Consider the following 20,732-nt stretch of genomic DNA (forward strand, 5'->3'; position numbering starts at 1 on the left):
ATATAAATATAATATATATTATTTTTAGGGGCAAAGGAGGTTATTGTATGAGAACTATTAATAAAATTGTAAAAGGACAAAGTAAAGAAGATGGTGCTGGTGTTAAGTTAGTAAGGGTTTTTGGATACCATGATGTTAAAGACTTTGATCCTTTTTTAATGCTAGATGCTTTTGATTCATATAATCCTGATGACTATACTAAAGGATTCCCATGGCATCCTCATCGTGGAATAGAAACAGTAACTTACTTAATAAAAGGGGATATAGAACATGGAGATAGTTTAGGCAATAAAGGAAGTATATTAGATGGAGATTGCCAATGGATGACTGCTGGAAGTGGTATAATCCATCAAGAAATGCCAAAAGCAAGTGAAAGAATGTTAGGGGTTCAGCTTTGGATAAACCTTCCAGCTAAATATAAAATGACTAATCCTAAGTATAGGGACATTAAGAGTGATTTAATTCCTGTTGTTGAAGAAAAAGATAGTAAAGTTCATATTATTTGTGGAAACTATAAAGGAATTTCAGGAGCTACAGAAGGAGAGTATGTTAAAGCCTTCTTTGCAGATGTAGAACTTAAAGAAAACTCTGAATGGGTACTTGAAACACCAGAAGATGAAAAGCTATTTGTTTATATAATACAAGGAGAAGGTTGCTTTGATCCTCAAACAAATGAATACATACAGGAAAAAAATGCTGTGTTATTTAATGATGGAGAAAAGTTCTGGGTTAAATCATCTAATAATGGAATTAGATTTTTAATATTTTCAGGTAAACCTCTTAATGAACCTATTGCATGGGGCGGACCAATTGTTATGAATACAAAGGAAGAACTTAATGAGGCATTTAGAGAAATAGATGCAGGAACATTTATTAAATAAAATATGGTGTTTTAAATAATTTAAGAAGGGAATTTCCCTTCTTATTTTTTGAAAAATAAAAAAGTGAGTAAACACTCACCTTTTTATTGACTTTACAATATAATTATTATAATATTTATTTATATAGTGAGTAATTACTCACTTAGTAGGAGGGGATAATTGTGAAAGAAACTATTTTAATAAAAAATGTTAGCAAAAGTTATGGTAAAAAATTTGTACTAAATGACATTAACTTTAGCGTTGAGGAAGGAAAAATTTATGGGTTTATTGGGCCATCTGGGGCTGGGAAAACAACATTAGTAAAAATGATTATGGGTATGGATATACCAGACAATGGTTCAATTTATCTATTAAATGAAAAAGTGCCTAATTTAAAGCTATTACAACAAATTGGATATATGGCTCAATCTGATGCATTATATACTGAATTAACAGGTAAAGAGAACCTTATGTTTTTTGCATCTTTATTTAAGCTAAGTAAAGCAGAAATGAAAGATAGAATTACCTATACATCTCAATTAGTTAATCTCACAGAAGACCTAAATAAAAAAGTAGCAAATTATTCTGGGGGAATGAAACGTAGACTTTCACTTGCCATTGCATTAATACAAAACCCTAAAGTTTTAATTTTAGATGAACCTACTGTTGGAATTGATCCAGAACTTAGGTTTAGCATTTGGGATGAATTGTTAAGGTTGAAAAATGAAGAAGGAAAGACAATTATTGTAACAACACATGTAATGGATGAAGCTGAAAGATGCGATTATATAGCAATGATTAGAGATGGATCATTAATTGCAACTGGAACACCTAATGAATTGAAAGAACTATATAAAGCCAAAAACTTAGATGAAGTATTCTTATATGCAGGGAGGAATGAATAATGAGAATAGCTGCACTAGTTAAAAGAATTTTTTGGCAAATGCTTAGAGATAAACGAACTTTAGCTTTGCTATTCGTTGCTCCATTATTAATACTTACACTTATGAGTTTTGTTTTCAATGGAAAAACAGTTGATCCTACTCTAGGGGTTGAGAATATTAATGAAAAAACAGTGGAACAATTAAAAAATGCAGACATTAAAGTAAAAGAGTTTAAAGATGTTACTAATATAGAAGAAAAAATAAAAGAAAATGATTTAGATGGATTTTTAAAAGTTGAAGATAATAAAAACATATTAACTTTACAAAATGATGATCCTACAATATCTAAATCTTTGAAAATGAAAGTTAATCAGGTGCTAAGTTTACAACTACAATCGCAAATGATGGAACAAAGGGGACTAAAAATTAATATGTCATCCCAAGATGTAATTAAAACAGATTATATCTATGGAGGAGATGACACTGGAGCTTTTGATGTATTTAGTCCTATATTAATTGGATTTTTTGTATTCTTCTTTGTATTTTTAATTGCTGGAATTGGTTTATTAAAAGAAAGAACAACGGGAACTCTGGAGCGTTTATTTGCAACACCTATAAGAAAAAGAGAAATCGTAGCAGCATATTTAATTGGGTTTGGGATATTTGCAGTTATACAGACTATTATCGTTGTATTATTTTCTGTAAATGTACTAGATATTATATTGGTAGGTTCTATTTGGAATGTAATTTTAATCAACTTACTTTTAGCCTTAGCTGCTTTATCTTTAGGAATATTCCTTTCTTCTTTTGCAGCAACTGAATTTCAAATGGTTCAGTTCATTCCAATTGTAATTGTTCCACAAGTGTTCTTTTCTGGTATTTTTCCAATTGAGGGTATGGCTAATTGGTTACAAGTATTTGCAAAAGCAATGCCCCTATATTATGCTGCAGACGCACTAAAAGGTGTTATGTATAAGGGAGAAGGTTTATCAGATATTAGTAAAGATTTATATATTTTAATAGGATTTACTGTTATTTTTATAATTTTGAATTTATTAGCTTTGAGAAAGTACCGCAAAATATAGTATACAGATGAAGGAAGTGATTTATTGTCAAGAAATAAATTATTAAATGATATAATTGCTAAATCAGCAGATTCAAATAAACAAACTGCTAAACAAAAAAAGATTGTTGAGACAGCAATAAACTTGTTTGCAGAAAAAGGGTATTCAAATACCTCAACAGCAGAAATAGCTAAACTTGCAGAAGTATCAGAAGGAACAATTTTTAAGCATTATGGAACAAAAGAAAATTTATTACTTTCTGTAATAGTACCATTTATAAAAGAGAGTTTTCCATCTATGGCAGTTGAGGTTTTTAATGAAACATTAAATGAAAGCACAGCTACATTCGAGGATTTTTTGAGATCATTTTTAAAAAACCGTATACTGTTTGTATCTGAAAACAGAGAAATATTTCAGGTTTTAATTAAGGAAATTATTTATAAAGAAGATTTAAAAAATGAAATTCTTCCTTTGTTTTATAAAAGTGGGGTATTGCGTTTAAATAAAGTTATAGGGATTTTTAAAGAAAAAGGCGAACTAAAAGATATACCAAATGAAAAAATTGTAAAAATGTTACTTATAGTTATAGGCGGATTTATTATTTCAAACTTTGTATTTCTGAACAAACAATGTATAGATGATTGTGAAATAGAGGATATAATAAATCTTACTGTTAGTGGTATACTAAAGTAAAGAATCAAAGTATACAATGGAAAATAACTTGCTATATAAAAAATGATGCCCAAAGTTAGGGCATCATTTTTTAATTTCCAACTACTAAACTTGAGCAACGGACCTGACTTTCAAGGTCGTTGGCGACATGAGCGTAGCGAATTTTTTATTATATATTATATTTCTTACCTATTTTAATCCATCCACAAAGTTTATCTTCTAGCATGTCAATAAGCTTAAATATTAAATATCCCATAATACTAAGGGCTAGTATTCCACTAAACATTTCAACATAGTTTACCATCATCCAACTATTCATTATGAAATATCCAATACCATAGGTTGTTGCAAAGTTTTCACCAAAGAACAATACAGATATACTAACACCAACGCTAATTCTCAGTGCAGTTATTATTTTAGGAAGAACTGATGGTAGTATTAAATGTCTGTAAATTTGTATTTTGCTTAGACCAAGGGACGTAACAGAATAAAAAAGTTCCTTTGGTATTTCCTTAACTCCATCCCTTGCGGCAACAATAATTTGAAAAATAATTATTATAACTATAAGAGCAACTTTAGGAGTTTCTCCAAGTCCAAATAAAATCATTAATATTGGTAAAAAAGCTATTTTAGGAATAGGATAGAGTATATACACTATAGGCGTAATAAGTTCATCTGCCTTTTTATTCATACCAATCCAAAGGCCAATTATACTTCCAAATACTAATGATATTAATATTGCTACAGATATTCTTCCTAGACTTACTAATAAGTGAAGACTTAGTACACCTGGAAAAATCTCAACAAAATTTATTATTGTCTCATAAGGTGAAGGTATTGCTGAAGAACCAACAATAAAATGAAGTACATACCAAAATACTACTACTACTAATACTCCATATAATGTTTTACTTTGTATAATATTTTTAAGATTCTTCATTTAAGCACTTCCTTACCTCAAGACATACCTTATAAAACTCTAGATTATTTCTCAAATCCTCAGCTCCAAAGTATGGATTATCTATTATATTCTTTATTTTTCCCTTGCCCATAACTATAATCTTTTGTCCAAGAAAAACAGCTTCTTCAATGTTATGAGTTACCATTACCAAAGTTATTTTTCTTTCTTTATAGATTTCTAATATAAGATTTTGAATATGCTCCTTTGTCATAGCATCTAAGGCAGATGATGCTTCATCCATAAGTAATAAATCAGGCTCTAGCGCTAAAGTTCTTCCTATAGCAACTCTTTGTTTTTGACCTCCACTTAATTCCCCAGGAAATCTTTTTGCATATTCATGTATTCCTAAGTCTTTTAGTGTAGATAATACCTTATCATTTATTTCGTCTTTTTTTAATCCCCTAGATTTTAATGAAAAAGCTATATTATCCCAAACAGTTTTCCATGGAAGAAGTCCATAATCTTGAAGGATTAACCCTGTACTTTTTCTTATATCATTTAGTTTTTCATTATCAATAAATATACTTCCTGAAGAAGGCTTAATAATTCCCGCTAATGAATATAAAAGGGTAGTCTTCCCACAACCAGAAGCACCAATAATAGCACAAGTAGTATTTCTAGAAATATTTAAAGAGACATTATCTAAAGCTTTTTCATTGCCATAACATACATCTATGTTGTTGACTTCAATCATTACTTCACAAACTTTCCATCAACTAAATCTTCGTATTTTAAAGTTATTTCTTTTCCTAGAACATCTTTGTTCCAATCCATAATACCTTGAAGGTATTCTTTGCTAGGTACTCTTGCTTTATTGTACTTTGGTAATATTATTTTATCTTTAGTTTCTGGGTTTAATTTTAAAGTGTTTATTAATATATCTCTAGCTATAGTATCATCATTATTTATTTCTTCAACAGCGTGATTATAACCTTGGTGGAATAATTCTACTGCTTTTGCATTATTTTTTATAGCATTTCCAGTGAATACCATTACATCTGGAGAGAATTCATCATTGTTCTCAATTAGTTTTTTAGTAAGTCCTTTTAACTCACCTTGAGATGCCATTGGCTCAGGTATAACAGCCATATCTAAATTTCCTTTGGCAATCATTTCAAGTCTAGCAGGTATTTCATTTATGTAAACTTTTTCTACATTGTATTTATCTCCTAAGCTTCTATCAGATAAATAGTTAGATACACTTACTTCCATCATTCCAACTTTAATATCATTCTTTTCTTCAAATCCTTTTTTAATTAAGAAAGGAAAAACTCCATCTGTACTTGTTGTAACCTTTATATCAAAGCCATTTTCAACATTGTTTACCAAAGCAATAACGTCTGTCATAGCTCCATCTAACTCACCACTTTGAAGAGCACTTTGTCTGTTCATTGCATTTGTATAAACTTGTACGTCAACATCTAAACCAAGTTCATCAAAATACCCATTTTTATCTGCAAGTAATATTGGCGCAGAGTCAACAGCTGGCATAACCCCAATTTTTAAGGTTAATTTTTCTTTTGGAGTTTCATCATTTTTTATTTCTTTTGTAGAAGTTTTTGGACTACAACCAACTGCAAATGTCATCATAGCAGCTAGTAGTATTGCTGATAATTTTTTTGTGATTTTCATTGATACATCTCCTTTTAGATTATTTATTAACATACTAATTGTATTACTTTAAGACAAATAAATCAATAATTCTACCTTTTATTATTTTAGTTTACAAAAACCTCATGTATAATTAAACATATGGTTAAAATTATATCGTTTAATGGGAGATGAAATTATGCAATTAAGAGATGAAATGACAGAGTACTCAAAAAAGGAGTATATTGTGAAATTGATTAAGGATTTATGGATTGCACTAAGACCCCTATCACTTACACTTGCACTAGCTTCAACAACGCTAGGTATGTTAATAGCTAACATAGAAGGAAAGTTATTTAGTGGGAATTTAGCATTAGATATTTTCAAAATAGTTTTAATTACTATAGGTGGTATGCTCGTACAGGGATGTGCAAACTTAATAAATGACTTTTATGAAGGATCATTTAAGTATCATAGACCAGGAGAAAAAACTTATAAATTTTTAAAATATGAAAGAACTGCATTTGACCTTTTGGTATTTGCCTGTGGTATGTTGTGTATAGCAGGAACTGGCCTTATTGGATTAATATTAATGTATTTAAGTACTCCAAAGCTTATTTATATAGGAATAGCTGGAATTATAGGTTCTTATGCTTATACAGGTGAACCATTTGTATACAAAAAGAGGGGACTAGGGGCTATTTTTTCACTTATACTTATGGGACCTTTGATGGTATTAGGTTCTTATGTTGTATTTACAGGTGAATATTCTATTACTCCTATAATACTTGCATTACCAGCAGGACTTATGATTCCTCTTATGATGATGGCAAATGAAATAAGAGACTATGATAGAGACAAAAATCTCGGAATAAGAACATTAACAGTTATATTAGGTATTAAAGCTGGTAGAGCAATATATATTGCATTAATAGCTATTGCATATGGAATGACTACAATACTAGTTATTACAGAGGATTTACCTATATTAACTTTATTTGTATATTTAACATTGCCAATAGCTATTAGGTCATATAAAAGGGCTTCTATGCCACAAACTAGTGCAATAAAAATCACAAATATACTTCATATAACATTTAACCTTATAACTATAATTGCTTTAATTTTAGTTTAGAAAATTTTAAGGGGGATAACATGAAAACTTTAACAAATTTAACTACACTTGATTATCATATGGATTGGTTTGACAGGGATTGGGAAAAAGTAAAAGAATTTATAAATAGAAATAAGTTAGATGGACTGGAACTAATGGTACTAAAGGGATATGACCAAAAAAATATTCCTAAAGAAACTGTAGTAGGAATGCATCTTGGGTACTGGTCTATGTGGCTAGACTTTTGGAGGGGAAATAAAGAGCTATTAATTGAGCAATTTGGAAGTGAAGAAAACATTATATCATTCTATGGTGGATTAGATAAAAATATACTAATTGACCATTATAAATATGAAATAGAAACTGCTAAGAATACAGGGGTAGAATATGCAGTTTTTCACGTTACACATGCTGAGTTACTTCACACTTATAATTTTGAATTTACCTATAGTGACTGGGACATACTTGAAGCTGCAGCAGAGTTAGTTAATGAATCATTTGGAAGTAAAGATGAAGGTTTTACATTATTATTTGAAAATCTTTGGTGTCCTGGACTAAAACTTACTGATGCAAATTTAGTTAACAAATTTTTAGATAAAATCAATTATCCTAATAAAGGAATAATGTTGGATATAGGGCACCTTATGATAACAAATCCTACTATTAAAAATGAAGAAGAAGCTTGCAAATATATTCTTTCAGTTATCAATAACTTAGGTGATCTTAAAAAATACATTAAAGGTATACATTTAAACAAGGCATTATCTGGAGATTACCTAAGATCAGATCACAGTGAAAAAATAAAGGTTCTTCAAAGTAAAACTGATTTTTGGGATAAACTTGAATACTCTGGAAGACATATTAAAAATATTGATCTACACGTTCCATTTGACTCTCATTATATAAAAGATGTAATAGATGAAATTAAACCAGAATATCTTGTTTTCGAGGTTATTGGAAAGAATTTACATGAACTTGAGAATATGCTTGAAACTCAGAGAAAAATATTCTAAAGGCAATGTATTTTTGCCAAAAATATAGTAATATAAACTAACAAATATTATAATATAATTGCATTGTTAAAAACAATGCAATTATTTTTTTGACCAAAAGGGGTCTTTGTTTATGAAAATAAGAACTAGAATAACTTTTATAACAATACTAATAACAATTTTATTTGTTTTTATAAGTAATAGTGCATTTCAAAGTTTCTTTTCAAGTTATTTAGAAGATCAAGAAGAAGATCAAGTTAATTATATTAGTCATAGTGTAAACTCTTTTTTTAATGATAAGAAAAGTCAATATAAAGGTAGTGTCAATGAATGGAGTCATTGGGATGACACTTATGATTTTATTAATAACAAATATCCTTATTACATAGAGAAACATTTAACAGAAAATACTTTTAAAAATCTTGAATTAAACTTTGCTATTATAGTTGATAATGACAAGAAAATCAAAAGTAAACAGTTTTATGATTTAGATAATAAGAATTTTATAGAATCTCCTGAGGGGTTTAATAAAGATATAGATAAAGTAATAAAATATTCTGTATCTAATGAAGATACATCAAGTATATTGAAGTTGGGAAATGAGTTTTATTTTGTTGCAACATCTCAAATAACTGATAGTAAAATGCGTAGAGAATCAAATGGTAAAATAATATTTGGAAGGCTTATTGATGAAAGTATAAAAAAAGATTTAGAAAAAATAACAGGTAGTCAAGTTTCATTTTCTATAGTAAATAATTTAGACTATAAAAATACTTCATTGGATAAATTAAAGTTTAACAGATATAGAGATACTATGGGAGTAAGACTTATTTTCAAAAACATTGTAGATGAAGACGAATATATTTTAGTTACATTGACAAAATCAAGAGATTTGTTTGTATCAGGAATGAATCAAGTTGATAAGTTCATGGTATTTTATGCGTGTACGATGGGCTTAATTTTATTTTTAGTTTTTAATTTAATGGGAAGATACATATCAAAACCCTTTACTAAGTTAACTGATGAAGTTAAAAGTATAGATTTAACAGAAATTGAAATTCAAAGACTAAAAGTTTATGGAAAAGATGAATTTGCATTTTTAAGAAATTCAATAAATAATATGTTAAGCAAAATAGAGATAGAGCAGTATAATGTAAGGAAAAACAAAGAAAGACTACATGCAACATTAAAATCTGTAGGTGGTGGAGTTATAGCTGTTGATAAAAATGGAAAAATAGAATTTATCAATGATAAAGCACAAAGACTAACAGGTTATGATAAAAAAGAAGCATATGAAAAATCATTTGAAGATGTATACGAAGTTATAGATGAAAATACAAGGGAAAAGGTAGAAAGTTCTATGCAAAAAGTATTCGAAATAAAGAAAACTGTTGAGTCAGATAATGATATGATTTTAATTACCAAGGATGGATTTGAAATAGTAATTGAAGATATTGCAGCTCCAATTATAGATAGACTTGGTAAGGTAATAGGTGTTGTTTTAGTATTTAGAGATATTAGTGAAAAGAAAGAAAAACGAAAGCAAATAGAATTTTTAAGTTATCATGATCAGTTAACAGGGGCATACAATAGAAGATATTTTGAAGAAGAATTAATAAGATTAGATAATAACAAAAATCTACCACTAACAATAGTTTATGCCGATGTAAATGGGTTAAAAATAATTAATGATGCCTTTGGGCATAAATACGGAGATTTACTTATTAAACAGGTTTCAGATGTATTAAAAACAGAATTCCGCCCTGAAGATATAATATCAAGGACTGGTGGAGATGAATTCGTTATATTACTTCCTAAAACTGAAGGATATTTTGCAGCTAAGTTAATAAATAATGCAAAAGAAAAAATTGAAGAAAAAGTAGTAATGAATATTAAGATGTCAGTTTCTTTTGGACTGGCTACAAAAAATGATGAGAGTCAATCTATAGAAAATATATTAAAAAATGCGGAAGATTTTATGTATAAGGAAAAGACTTTTGATAGTACAAGTAATAGAAATGCGGTAATTAAATCTATAATTAACACTCTACAAATTAAGAATCCTAGGGAAGATGCTCATTCAAAAAGGGTAGGGATTATATGTGAATCTATTGGAAAAGCTTATAATTTAAGAGATGACAAACTGAAGGAGCTAAGGATTGCAGGTGAGTTACATGATATTGGGAAAATAGCAATTGGTGAAGCTATATTAAATAAGCCAAATACATTGTCCAAGGCTGAATGGACACAGATAAAGCGTCATCCAGAAATAGGCTATAGATTACTATGCACTTCTAGTGAATATTACAATATTGCAGAATGTGTACTTTTGCACCATGAAAGATGGGATGGAAAAGGATATCCGAAAGGGTTAAAAGCATATCAGATTCCATGGAAAGCTAGAGTATTAGCAATTGCTGATTCGTACGATGCCATGACATATGATAGACCTTACAGAAATTCCTTGAGTCTAGAAGAAGCTGTTGAAGAAATAAAGAAAAATGCCAAAACACAGTTCGATCCAGATATAGCCAGAACATTTGTTGAAAAGGTTCTAGGTTTGAATTGGTAATAGAAAATATAGATAAACATTGAGTTGGTATTGGGGGCTTAGGGAAATGAAAAAAATAATGGTTACATTAATTCTTATGTTTGTTTTTTTATTTGTCCCTTCACTAGATGCATCTGCTCACAAATCAGATATAGATTTCTATAAAATATTCGATAACCATGGTTCAATTATGCTAATAATAGATATGGAAAACGATAATATTATATATGCAAATAAAGCAGCATCTGATTTTTATGGATACAAAAAAGAACAATTAGAATCTATGAACATAAAACAATTAAACACATTAACACCTGAAGAAACTGAAAAAGAAATGCAAGATGCGTTAAATCAAAAAAGAAATTACTTTATATTTGAACATAAAACAGCAAATGGAGATATAAAAACTGTAGAAGTTCAATCATATCCATATATACAGGGAGATAAGGCATTGTTAGTTTCAATAATTAATGATGTAACAATGAGAAATGAGCTTGAACAAAGTAATAAGATGATGACTAGCGCATTTTTTATTATGTTGTCCATTGCTGTTATAGTTTTATCAGTAACTACATTTTTATTGTTTAGAAATTTTAGAAAGTTAAAAACTAAAAACGATGAAATTAATTACTTAAGTTACTATGATCCCTTAACGGGCCTTTATAATAGGAGATTCTTCGAAGAAGAGCTTAATAGATTGGATACTGAAGATAATCTTCCAATTTCAATAATTATGGGAGATGTTGATGATTTAAAGTTAGCAAATGATATTTTTGGACATTCTTCTGGCGATATGCTTTTAACAAAAACAGCAGAAGTTATGAAAAATGGATGTAGGAAAGAAGACATAATTGCACGCTGGGCTGGAGATGAATTTATTATTATTCTTCCAAATACAAAAAATGAAGAAGCAGAAGAAATTGCAAAAAGAATAAAAAATAGATTGTCAAAAGAACATATAAAGGCTATAAAAGTTAGCATTTCATTGGGCTGTGACACAAAAAATTCAATAGATGAAAATATTTCGCAAATTATAGAAAACGCTGAAAACAAAATGTATTCCCAAAAAATTCTAGATAGAAAAAGTATTCACATTAATACAATAGATACAATAATTAAAACACTTCACGACAAAAGTCATAGAGAAGAAAAACATTCAAAACGTGTAAGTAAAATATGTGAGGATATAGGAAGAGCTATGAATTTATCTGAAGATGAAACGAAAAGTTTAAAAGATGCAGGTTATCTTCATGACATAGGAAAAATTGTAATAGACGAAAGTCTATTAAATAAAAATAGTGTATTTACTAATGAAGAGTTACAGGAAATAAGACAGCATCCTGTAGCGGGGTATAGGATTTTGAATTATTTTGATGAAACTATAGAGTTAGCCAAATACGTATTAAGTCATCACGAGAGATGGGACGGTTATGGTTATCCAAAAGGATTAAAGGGCGAAGATATCCCAGTAGTTTCAAGGATAATAGCATTAGCAGAAAGTTATGAGGAACTAATAAGTAGTTCAATGAGTAAGGATAACGCTATATTAGAAATTAAGAAAAATTCAGGTTCAAAATTTGATCCAGATATTGTAGAAGTTTTTGTTAAAATGCTTAAAAATAATTAAATCAAAAAAGGGCACATATTTATACAATATGTGCCCTTTTAAATTATAAGGATATTATAATTTATCCGTTACACTTGAGCAAGGTCCCAACTGGTGGTTGGCGACATGAGCGTAGCGAATTTTTTTAATCTATCATGTAGGCTTTTAAAGTTTTTTTAATATACTTTAATGTTTTTTCAACTGCCTCATCAACTGTTAAGTCTCTACTTTTATTTAACAATCCTGAAAGCATACCTTGGTAAATGAGAACATTCATCTCATTTATATCATGTAGATGTTCTTCTTTAATAAGGCCTTTGTCAGCAGCAGATTTAAGAATATTATAATCTCTCATATGTATATTATCTTCAAGAAGCATAGGCAAAAAATCTTTTGAATCCTCATTGATTTCTTCAGGAAATATAGAATAATAGGTTTTAATTGAATCATTAACTTTTGAGTGTGAAAATTCATTAAAGAAAATCAATGAATATATCTCAGGTTTCGAATATGAATGATATGAAAAACATCGCCAAACATTGAGATATGTTTCAATAGGATCCTTTGAGCCTTTAGTGAATTTAGGTAAGTTTTCTGCATAATCCTTTAGATATTTAAGTGAAGCAAAAAACAAAAGATGATTTAGATTTTCAAAGTAGTTATAAAGTGTAGCACTGTTATATCCTGCCATAGTAGCAACTTTCCTTATAGTTACGGCTTCAATACCTTCTTTTTCGATAATTTCATTTGTAGCTTCAATAAAATAACTAAGCATGCGTTTTCTTTGTATTTCTTTATTATCCATTTAAATCACCATCTTCATTAAATTTGTAACAAAATATATTATATCACAAGTTGAATAATGATAAAAATTTAAAAATTACCTAACAACCTAATAAATATCTTAAAACATATTTGCATATAAAAAATATAATATTTGGAATTTTTTGTGAGGAAAACGTTGACAGGACAAAAACATAATGTTAAAATTTAATCAAAGTAATCATGGTTATAAAATTAAACATGATTACATAGTAATATAGTAATTAATATTTTATTCTAAAGGGGTGGAGAGAATGAAACTTGAACTAGGCAACTTTTATGTTAGGGACATAGTATTTGGGGATAAGACATCGTACTCAGATGGAGTTTTGACAATTAACAAAGAGGAAGCTTTGGACTTTGTAAATGAGGACGAACGTCTAATAGGAGCAGACATTCATATTGTAAAACCTGGTGATAAAGTTAGGATATTCCCTGTAAAAGAAGCTATTGAACCAAGAGTGAAAGTTAATGGTGACCCATTATTCCCAGGATATACTGGAGATTTAGTGCAAGCTGGTAATGGAAAAACTCATGCTTTAAAGGGATGTAGTTTACTTGTTGTAGGAAAACATTGGGGTGGATTCCAAGATGGATTAATAGATATGAGTGGAGAAGGAGCTAAATATACTTACTACTCAGGCCTTAAAAATATAGTTCTTGTTGCTGATACAAATGAAGATTTTGAAAAAAGAGAGCAACAAAAGAAAAACAAAGCATTAAGAGAAGCAGGACACAAATTAGCAGAGTTTATAGCTACATGTGTTAAAGATATGGAGCCAGAGGAAGTTGAAGTTTATGAACTTGAGCCTATATCAAAAAGAAAACAAGAAGTTAATGACCTTCCTAGTGTTGTATATGTAATGCAACCTCAATCTCAAATGGAAGAGGATGGATACAACGATTTAGTTTATGGTTGGGATGCAAACCATATGGTTCCAACATATATGCATCCAAATGAAATACTTGATGGTGCAGTAATATCAGGAAGTTTCATGCCATGCTCATCAAAATGGTCTACATATGATTTCCAAAACGCACCAACAATAAAAAGATTATATCAAGAACATGGCAAAACATTAAACTTTCTTGGAGTTATAATGTCAAACTTAAATGTTGCATTAGACCAAAAAGAAAGATCTGCGTTATTTGTAGCACAATTAGCAAAATCTTTAGGTGCAGATGGTGCAATAGTTGCTGAAGAAGGATATGGAAATCCAGATGCTGACTTTGTAGCTTGTATAGTAGCACTTGAAGATGCTGGGGTAAAAACTGTTGGAATGACAAATGAGTGTACTGGTAGAGATGGTCAATCTCAACCACTTGTAACACTAGATGAAAAACTGACTGCAATAGTTTCATCAGGAAACGTATCACAACTTATAGAATTACCTCCAATGGAAACAGTTATTGGTGAACTTGAAGCCCTTGCAAGAGACGGAGTATCTGGTGGATGGGCTGATGATGAAATACTTGGGCCTTCTGTAAGACCTGATGGTTCAATTATAATGGAAAACAATGCAATGTTCTGTGGAGATCAAGTAATAGGATGGTCAACTAAAATTATGAAGGATTTTTAGGGGGTGCAATTATGAAAAAAGCAATACTTTATATAAATCAATTCTTTGGGCAAGTAGGGGGAGAAGATAAGGCAGATTTTGTTCCAGAAATAAGAGAAGGATTAGTAGGTCCAGCTATGGAACTTAATAAACAAATAGATGCAGAGGTTACACATACAATAATATGTGGTGATAACTTTATGGGTTCAAATACTGAAGAAGCAATTAATACTATATTAGGATTTCTAGAAGATAAAGAGTTTGACATATTTTTAGCAGGGCCAGCTTTCCAAGCAGGAAGATATGGAGTTGCTTGTGGACATATTTGTAAGGCTGTAGCAGAAAAATTCAATGTACCGGTTATCACTTCTATGCATGTAGAAAACCCTGGTGTTGAAATGTTCAAAAAAGATATGTATATATTAGTAGGTGGAAATAGCGCTGCAAAAATGAGATCAGACATAAAAACTATGGCAGCACTTGGAAACAAAATATTAAAAGGTGAAGAAATAGAAGGTGCAAAAGAAGAGAGCTATTATCCAAGGGGAATTAGACATCAAGTTTGGAGAAAAGATGAAAAGCCAGCGTATGACAGAGCTGTTGATATGTTACTTAAAAAATTAAATGGAGAGAAATACGAAACAGAGCTTAAAATAGTTATGGCAGATAGAGTTCCAATAGCTCCTGCTGTAAAAGACTTAAGTAAAGCTAATATAGCACTTGTTACAACTGGAGGTATAGTACCAGTTGATAATCCTGATAGAATTCAATCAGCTTCAGCAACAAGATGGGGTAGATATTGTATTGATGGTGTTGATAGTTTAGCTGGCGGAGTTTATAAAACTATACATGCAGGATTTGACCCAGCAGCAGCTGATGCAGATCCAAATGTTATAACTCCAATAGATGCATTAAAAGCATATGAAAGTGAAGGAAAAATAGGAAAGCTTCATAATTACTTCTACTCAACTGTTGGAACAGGAACAACACAGGCAGAAGCTTCAAGAATGGCAAAGGAAATAGTACCTTTCCTAAGAGAGGATAATGTTGACGCAGTAATCCTAGTTTCTACATGAGGTACTTGTACTCGTTGCGGTGCAACGATGGTAAAAGAAATAGAAAGAGCTGGATTCCCTATAGTTCAAATGGCTAACTTAATACCTGTTTCTAAAACTGTTGGATCAAATAGAATAGTACCTACAATTTCAATACCTTATCCATTAGGAGACCCAAGTACAACTAAGGATGAGCAATGGAAATTACGTTACCATAGAGTAGGTGTAGCATTAGATGCACTAGCTACTGAAATAAACGATCAAACTGTATTTAAGGTAAAAATATAATTTATTACAATCAAAAGGCGTCGCCTATAAGGCGATGCCTATTGTAAGATAAGGGGAGATTATATGGGAACGCCTACACAGATAGAAAAGCCTAATAAGCAAGTTTATTATATTTCTTTAGCTATTACATTTAGTATAGTATTATGGGCTATATTGGCAAAGGATAGTTTTAGTAACACAGCTAATGCACTTCTTAGTTTTTTAAGTAACAATTTTGGATGGGCATATTTATTATCAATGCTAATATTTGTAATATTTGCTTTAGTGTTAGCATTTAGTAAATATGGAAACATAAAACTTGGACCTGATAATTCAAAACCAGACTACAATACAGCTTCATGGTTTGCAATGTTATTTGGAGCAGGAATGGGAATAGGCCTTGTATTTTGGGGTGTAGCAGAGCCAATTTCACACTTTATAGCTCCACCGGGAATAGAACCTGGAACTGTAGAAGCAGCAAATTTTGCCATGAAAGCATCATTTATGCACTGGGGATTTCACCCATGGGCAAACTACGCTATTATAGGTCTTGCACTTGCATATTTTCAGTTTAGAAAAAACAAGCCAGGTCTTATAAGTAGTATATTTGAGCCATTAATTGGGGAAAAAGGGGTAAAGGGACCTATTGGAAAAACAATAGATGTTTTAGCAGTATTTGCAACAGTTGCAGGAGTTGCAACATCACTTGGAATAGGGACTTTGCAGATAAATAGCGGATTAAAATATGTTTTTGGAATTCCTGAAAATCAAATAGTTCAGATGATAATAATTTTAGTTATAACTGTAATTGTTATATGGTCGGCTGTTGATGGAATTGATAGAGGAATTAAAATAATATCAGATATAAATTTATATTTAGCATTTGGTTTATTGTTATTGGCAATAATTATAGGACCCACAGTAAAAATAATAAATTCATTAACTAATGGACTCGGTTCATATTTAGGGACTATAATACAAGATAGCTTACAAATCGAAGCCTTTGGAGATAATTCATGGCTAAATAGTTGGAGAATTTTTTACTGGGCATGGTGGATTGCATGGGCTCCATTTGTAGGAACTTTTATAGCTAGAATATCAAGGGGAAGAACAATAAGAGAGTTTATTTTAGGTGTTATAGTTGCACCATCAATAGCATCATTTATATGGTTTGCTACATTTGGAACAATGGGATTAAATTTAGGAATTAATGGTGTTTTAGATATAGAAGCATTAAAAAATATTGCAGCTTTTCCTGAAACAGGGTTCTTTGTTGTTATGAGTCACTATAAATTAGGAACAATACTTTCAGTTATTGCAATATTCTTGTTATGCACATTCTTTATAACATCAGCAAACTCTGCTACGTTTGTTTTAGGAATGCTTAGCTCTAATGGAGACCTTAATCCATCAAATTCAAAGAAAATTATATGGGGTATAATTCAATCACTTCTTGCAACATCATTACTTCTTGCAGGAGGATTAAAGGCACTTCAAACAGCTTCAGTTGCTGCGGCGTTCCCATTTATTTTTGTAATGATTTTTGCATGTGTATCTCTCTGGAAAGCACTAAAAAGTGAACAGTAATATTTGATAAAGTGCCAGTAAGGTTATTATTAATCGTGCTGGCGCTTTTTAGTGTATAAAGTTATTAACAGATATAGGTTAGGGATTTCCAAATTATGTTATAATAAACTAGAGATTAAAACGCTTAAAAATATACAAAGGAGCGCAAATATGAGCCAAAAGATAGAGTATAGAAAAACATATAAGCACATTTATGTACCAAAAACAACGCCAACAATTATTGATGTTCCTAAGATGCCATATATAATGGTTAGTGGTAGTGGAAACCCAAATAATGAGGAATTTGCAAAGGCAACAGAAGCATTATATAGTGTAAGTTATGCTGTTAAAATGTCATATAAAAGCAATTACGTTCCAAATGGATACTATGAATATACAGTTTTTCCACTTGAGGGAATTTGGGACTTAATTGATAAGACAAAGCCAGCAACTGATAAGGATAATTTTAAATACACAATAATGATAAGACAACCAGATTTTTTGACAAATGAATTATTTGAGAAATTTTTAGAACAAACAAAAAAGAAAAAGTCAAATCCATTTCTTGATAAATTAGTATTTGGTGAAATAACTGATGGATTAAGTTGTCAAATTATGCACATAGGAAGTTTTGATGATGAGCCTGAAAGCTTTGATAAAATGGAGAAGTTTTGTGATGAAAATGGGTATACAAGAGCTAGTAAACTTCACAGAGAAATATATCTATCAGATCCAAGAAAAACAGAGAGTTCTAAGTTAAAAACTGTTTTAAGATTTTCTGTAAAAGAGATTTAGATTATATTGAATATAATATTAGTATATAAGTACCATTAATTGGGAATAAAGGTTATAATAGTATTAGGGAATTTTATTAAATAGGAGGGATAACATGGAACAGCAACAAAAGGTATTTCAAAAACTTGATGAATTAAACATTTCATACGAGGTGACAAACCATCCACCAGTTTATACAATAGAGGAAATGGATGATTTAGGTATTTCTGATCATGGAGATGTATGCAAGAATTTATTTATTAGAGATGCAAAGGGAAAAAGACATTTTCTTGTTGTACTAAACAAGGACAAGCAAGCAGACCTAAAAAATATAAGAGAGCAACTTGGGACTACTGGTTTGAGTTTTGCATCTGAAGAAAGACTATCAAAATATTTAAACCTTAGTAAAGGTGCCGTAACTCCTCTAGGTGTTGTAAATGATGAAGATCATTTAGTTGAGGTTGTATTTGATAGAGATTTGATAAATAAAGAAAAACTTGGTGTTCATCCTAATGAAAATACAGCGACAGTTTGGATTGCTTTTGACGGCCTTAAAAAGCTAGTGGAACAAAATGGAAATAAAATTCACTATTTGAACATTTAGAACAAATAGTAATATAGAAAATGTTGACAACATATTAATATAGTGTTAAGCTATAAAAAATCAAAACTTCATAAAAATCCTCATCCTTAAGGGTGAGGTAGAGGCGCGGTTGTTAAGAGTAACTATATCGAGGTCGGGAACCTATGACATATAGTAAAAGGAGCCACCGCCGAAGCATCAGATACCAAAGTCTGTTGCTGGGTCTGTATCAAATAGGTACAGGACTGTCATCATTGTATATGCTCGATACTTTGATGTTGTGCTATCTCACATTGAGCCAGAAAGGAGAGAGGATTGTCTTTAGCTTTGCTATGTTTACATAAGCACCTGACAAGCCTGTTAGGTGTTTTTTTATTACAATTTTTTAATATGGAAGAAAATGGGAGGAAAACAATGAACAATAACTCAGCACAATCACAACAAATTCAAAGTGGGGATTCGGGTTTTAAAAAAGAAATTAGTTTATTTGGTGGAGTAAGTATTTTAGGCGGTATAATGGTTGGTTCTGGAATATTTTATCTAGGTTCATATGTATTAATGAGAACTGGAATGAGTTTAGGGCTAGCCTTATTGACTTGGGTTTTGGGAGGAGTAATATCGTTATTAGGTGGTATTTGTTACGCAGAACTCGGTGCATCAGACCCAAGAGCTGGAGGACTTACTGTATATTTAAGTAAAGCATATTCACCTATAGTTGGTTTTTTAAGTGGTTTTAATAACTGGTTAATAGCAGGGCCTGGTTCTATTGCAGCACTGGCAATTGCACTTCCAAGTGCTTTAACTGCAATACTTCCTATGGGAGAATGGACAGTTAAATTTGTTGCTATTGCACTTATAATAATATTAACAGTTGTAAATTATTTTGGCGTTAAATTCGGATCTAGACTTCAAAATATATCAATGGTTGCAAAATTAATACCTATTGGAATTATAATGGTTTTAGGACTTATATTTGGAAAGGTAACACCTGATTTAAGTTTAGCTCCAGTAACTGGCGATTTTAACTTCGGAGCAATTATTAGTATGGTAGCTTTTGCAGTTGTTGCAAGTTTGTGGGCATATGAAGGATGGACAAATTTAAATACTGTAGCTGAAGAGGTAAAGAACCCTAAGAAAAACCTACCTCTTGCAATAATTATATCAATAGTTTCAATAACGATATTATATACATTATTCAATTATTCTATATACAGAGTTATACCTTTTGAAGAAATTCAAAGTTTAATAGCAAGCAATGAATATTACTTAGGAACACATGCAGCACAAAAGTTAATGGGAAATACAGGTAGTATATTAGTTATAGTAGGCATGGTAATAGCAATGTTTGGAGCTTTAAATGGATGTATATTAGCATTCCCTAGAATGTATTATGCAATGAGCCAAGAAGGTCACTTCTTTGAAAGTTTTAAAAAATTACACCCTGTACACAAAGTTCCTCATAATGCTTTAATAGTACAATGTATAATATCTATTGTATTAGTATTATTAAGAGACTTAAATCAGTTAACTTCATTAGTTGTATTCTCAGGAATGTTGTTTAATACACTAGGGGTATATGCAGTTATGATTTATAGAAGAAAGTTCCCAACTGCTGAAAGACCTTACAAAGTAATTGGATATCCTGTTACAGTAATATTAACAACTTTAGTATTCTTAGGGTTAATGGTAAATACATTTATCGAAGATCCTCAAACTTCAATAATAGGGTTACTTGTTCCAGCAATTGGTATAATATTTTATATATACTTTGATAGAAAAAATAAAGCTAGAAGAAACATTCAATAGGGGGAT

Annotated in this window: 18 protein-coding genes and 1 riboswitch; of the genes, 14 read left to right on the forward strand and 4 right to left on the reverse strand. The window is 30.4% G+C overall.

Annotated elements, in window-relative coordinates; genetic code table 11:
- Window positions 1-47 precede the first annotated feature (47 nt).
- The 4 genes from BS62_RS02930 to BS62_RS02945 all read left to right on the forward strand — a co-directional run bounded on the left by BS62_RS02930 (window position 48) and on the right by BS62_RS02945 (window position 3,501).
- Window positions 48-881 (forward strand): pirin family protein, encoded by an 834-nt coding sequence (locus BS62_RS02930; protein ID WP_496489742.1) that lies wholly within the window; start codon window positions 48-50, stop codon window positions 879-881.
- 161 nt (window positions 882-1,042) lie between these two features.
- Window positions 1,043-1,765 carry an ABC transporter ATP-binding protein gene (locus BS62_RS02935; RefSeq protein WP_496489743.1) on the forward strand — a complete coding sequence of 241 codons (723 nt, stop codon included), beginning with the start codon at window positions 1,043-1,045 and terminating at the stop codon, window positions 1,763-1,765.
- Entirely contained in the window at window positions 1,765-2,829 is a 1,065-nt protein-coding gene (locus BS62_RS02940) for an ABC transporter permease (RefSeq protein WP_496489744.1), read from the forward strand. Before BS62_RS02935 ends, BS62_RS02940 begins: the two co-directional genes overlap by 1 nt.
- 24 nt (window positions 2,830-2,853) lie before the next feature.
- Complete coding sequence (locus BS62_RS02945; RefSeq protein WP_496489745.1) at window positions 2,854-3,501, forward strand: TetR/AcrR family transcriptional regulator; 648 nt, start codon at window positions 2,854-2,856, stop codon at window positions 3,499-3,501.
- Window positions 3,502-3,649: 148 nt separating this feature from the next.
- On the opposite strand, the gene BS62_RS02950 is transcribed toward BS62_RS02945, so the two are convergent.
- From BS62_RS02950 to BS62_RS02960, 3 genes are read right to left on the reverse strand one after another with little or no spacing between them, the layout of a single operon-like run.
- Window positions 3,650-4,420 carry an ABC transporter permease gene (locus BS62_RS02950; protein ID WP_496489746.1) on the reverse strand — a complete coding sequence of 257 codons (771 nt, stop codon included), beginning with the start codon at window positions 4,418-4,420 and terminating at the stop codon, window positions 3,650-3,652.
- Window positions 4,407-5,135 carry an ABC transporter ATP-binding protein gene (locus BS62_RS02955; RefSeq protein WP_496489747.1) on the reverse strand — a complete coding sequence of 243 codons (729 nt, stop codon included), beginning with the start codon at window positions 5,133-5,135 and terminating at the stop codon, window positions 4,407-4,409. The genes BS62_RS02950 and BS62_RS02955 overlap by 14 nt, the downstream gene beginning before the upstream one ends.
- Window positions 5,135-6,073 (reverse strand): ABC transporter substrate-binding protein, encoded by a 939-nt coding sequence (locus BS62_RS02960; RefSeq protein WP_496489748.1) that lies wholly within the window; start codon window positions 6,071-6,073, stop codon window positions 5,135-5,137. The genes BS62_RS02955 and BS62_RS02960 overlap by 1 nt, the downstream gene beginning before the upstream one ends.
- Window positions 6,074-6,230: 157 nt before the next feature.
- Here BS62_RS02960 and BS62_RS02965 point away from each other — a divergent pair, with 157 nt between their 5' ends.
- The 4 genes from BS62_RS02965 (at window position 6,231) to BS62_RS02980 (ending at window position 12,315) form a co-directional block, all read left to right on the forward strand.
- A complete protein-coding gene (locus tag BS62_RS02965; protein WP_496489749.1) occupies window positions 6,231-7,166 on the forward strand; it encodes a prenyltransferase in 936 nt (311 codons plus the stop codon).
- A 20-nt stretch (window positions 7,167-7,186) separates the two neighbouring features.
- Window positions 7,187-8,158: a TIM barrel protein gene (locus BS62_RS02970; RefSeq protein WP_496489750.1), complete on the forward strand. Its 972-nt coding sequence runs from the start codon at window positions 7,187-7,189 to the stop codon at window positions 8,156-8,158.
- Window positions 8,159-8,270: 112 nt separating this feature from the next.
- On the forward strand, window positions 8,271-10,709 hold the full coding sequence (locus BS62_RS02975) for an HD domain-containing phosphohydrolase (RefSeq protein WP_496489751.1): 2,439 nt from the start codon (window positions 8,271-8,273) through the stop codon (window positions 10,707-10,709).
- A gap of 46 nt (window positions 10,710-10,755) precedes the next feature.
- The gene (locus BS62_RS02980) at window positions 10,756-12,315 is read left to right on the forward strand and encodes an HD-GYP domain-containing protein (RefSeq protein WP_496489752.1); all 1,560 of its coding nucleotides are present in this window, start codon (window positions 10,756-10,758) and stop codon (window positions 12,313-12,315) included.
- 124 nt (window positions 12,316-12,439) lie between these two features.
- On the opposite strand, the gene BS62_RS02985 is transcribed toward BS62_RS02980, so the two are convergent.
- Window positions 12,440-13,069, reverse strand: coding sequence for a TetR/AcrR family transcriptional regulator (locus BS62_RS02985; RefSeq protein WP_496489753.1), 630 nt, complete (start codon window positions 13,067-13,069; stop codon window positions 12,440-12,442).
- Between the two features lie 301 nt (window positions 13,070-13,370).
- Between BS62_RS02985 and BS62_RS02990 the strand changes: the two genes are divergently transcribed.
- From BS62_RS02990 to BS62_RS03015, 6 genes are all read left to right on the forward strand, one after another.
- Window positions 13,371-14,696 (forward strand): glycine/sarcosine/betaine reductase component B subunit, encoded by a 1,326-nt coding sequence (locus tag BS62_RS02990; protein ID WP_496489754.1) that lies wholly within the window; start codon window positions 13,371-13,373, stop codon window positions 14,694-14,696.
- 11 nt (window positions 14,697-14,707) lie between these two features.
- Window positions 14,708-16,018 (forward strand): betaine reductase selenoprotein B, encoded by a 1,311-nt coding sequence (grdH, locus tag BS62_RS02995; protein ID WP_496489755.1) that lies wholly within the window; start codon window positions 14,708-14,710, stop codon window positions 16,016-16,018.
- A 63-nt stretch (window positions 16,019-16,081) separates the two neighbouring features.
- Window positions 16,082-17,584: a glycine betaine uptake BCCT transporter gene (locus BS62_RS03000; protein ID WP_496489756.1), complete on the forward strand. Its 1,503-nt coding sequence runs from the start codon at window positions 16,082-16,084 to the stop codon at window positions 17,582-17,584.
- A gap of 150 nt (window positions 17,585-17,734) precedes the next feature.
- Window positions 17,735-18,358 carry a GyrI-like domain-containing protein gene (locus BS62_RS03005; protein WP_496489757.1) on the forward strand — a complete coding sequence of 208 codons (624 nt, stop codon included), beginning with the start codon at window positions 17,735-17,737 and terminating at the stop codon, window positions 18,356-18,358.
- 94 nt (window positions 18,359-18,452) lie between these two features.
- The gene (locus BS62_RS03010) at window positions 18,453-18,941 is read left to right on the forward strand and encodes a prolyl-tRNA synthetase associated domain-containing protein (protein ID WP_496489758.1); all 489 of its coding nucleotides are present in this window, start codon (window positions 18,453-18,455) and stop codon (window positions 18,939-18,941) included.
- A 90-nt stretch (window positions 18,942-19,031) separates the two neighbouring features.
- Window positions 19,032-19,214: riboswitch (Lysine riboswitch) on the forward strand.
- Between the two features lie 120 nt (window positions 19,215-19,334).
- The gene (locus tag BS62_RS03015) at window positions 19,335-20,726 is read left to right on the forward strand and encodes an APC family permease (protein ID WP_496489759.1); all 1,392 of its coding nucleotides are present in this window, start codon (window positions 19,335-19,337) and stop codon (window positions 20,724-20,726) included.
- Window positions 20,727-20,732: the final 6 nt, after the last annotated feature.

This window comes from Sporacetigenium mesophilum DSM 16796, from assembly GCF_059569055.1.

Bases quoted from the DNA above. Each gene is read 5' to 3' on its own strand.
- BS62_RS03010 (WP_496489758.1), top strand. From the start codon at position 18,453: ATGGAACAGCAACAAAAGGTATTTCAAAAACTTGATGAATTAAACATT.
- BS62_RS03005 (WP_496489757.1), top strand. From the start codon at position 17,735: ATGAGCCAAAAGATAGAGTATAGAAAAACATATAAGCACATTTATGTA.
- BS62_RS02955 (WP_496489747.1), bottom strand. From the start codon at position 5,135: ATGATTGAAGTCAACAACATAGATGTATGTTATGGCAATGAAAAAGCT.
- BS62_RS02990 (WP_496489754.1), top strand. From the start codon at position 13,371: ATGAAACTTGAACTAGGCAACTTTTATGTTAGGGACATAGTATTTGGG.
- BS62_RS02975 (WP_496489751.1), top strand. From the start codon at position 8,271: ATGAAAATAAGAACTAGAATAACTTTTATAACAATACTAATAACAATT.
- BS62_RS02965 (WP_496489749.1), top strand. From the start codon at position 6,231: ATGCAATTAAGAGATGAAATGACAGAGTACTCAAAAAAGGAGTATATT.
- BS62_RS02930 (WP_496489742.1), top strand. From the start codon at position 48: ATGAGAACTATTAATAAAATTGTAAAAGGACAAAGTAAAGAAGATGGT.
- BS62_RS03015 (WP_496489759.1), top strand. From the start codon at position 19,335: ATGAACAATAACTCAGCACAATCACAACAAATTCAAAGTGGGGATTCG.
- BS62_RS02950 (WP_496489746.1), bottom strand. From the start codon at position 4,420: ATGAAGAATCTTAAAAATATTATACAAAGTAAAACATTATATGGAGTA.
- BS62_RS03000 (WP_496489756.1), top strand. From the start codon at position 16,082: ATGGGAACGCCTACACAGATAGAAAAGCCTAATAAGCAAGTTTATTAT.
- BS62_RS02960 (WP_496489748.1), bottom strand. From the start codon at position 6,073: ATGAAAATCACAAAAAAATTATCAGCAATACTACTAGCTGCTATGATG.
- BS62_RS02940 (WP_496489744.1), top strand. From the start codon at position 1,765: ATGAGAATAGCTGCACTAGTTAAAAGAATTTTTTGGCAAATGCTTAGA.
- BS62_RS02970 (WP_496489750.1), top strand. From the start codon at position 7,187: ATGAAAACTTTAACAAATTTAACTACACTTGATTATCATATGGATTGG.
- BS62_RS02985 (WP_496489753.1), bottom strand. From the start codon at position 13,069: ATGCTTAGTTATTTTATTGAAGCTACAAATGAAATTATCGAAAAAGAA.
- BS62_RS02980 (WP_496489752.1), top strand. From the start codon at position 10,756: ATGAAAAAAATAATGGTTACATTAATTCTTATGTTTGTTTTTTTATTT.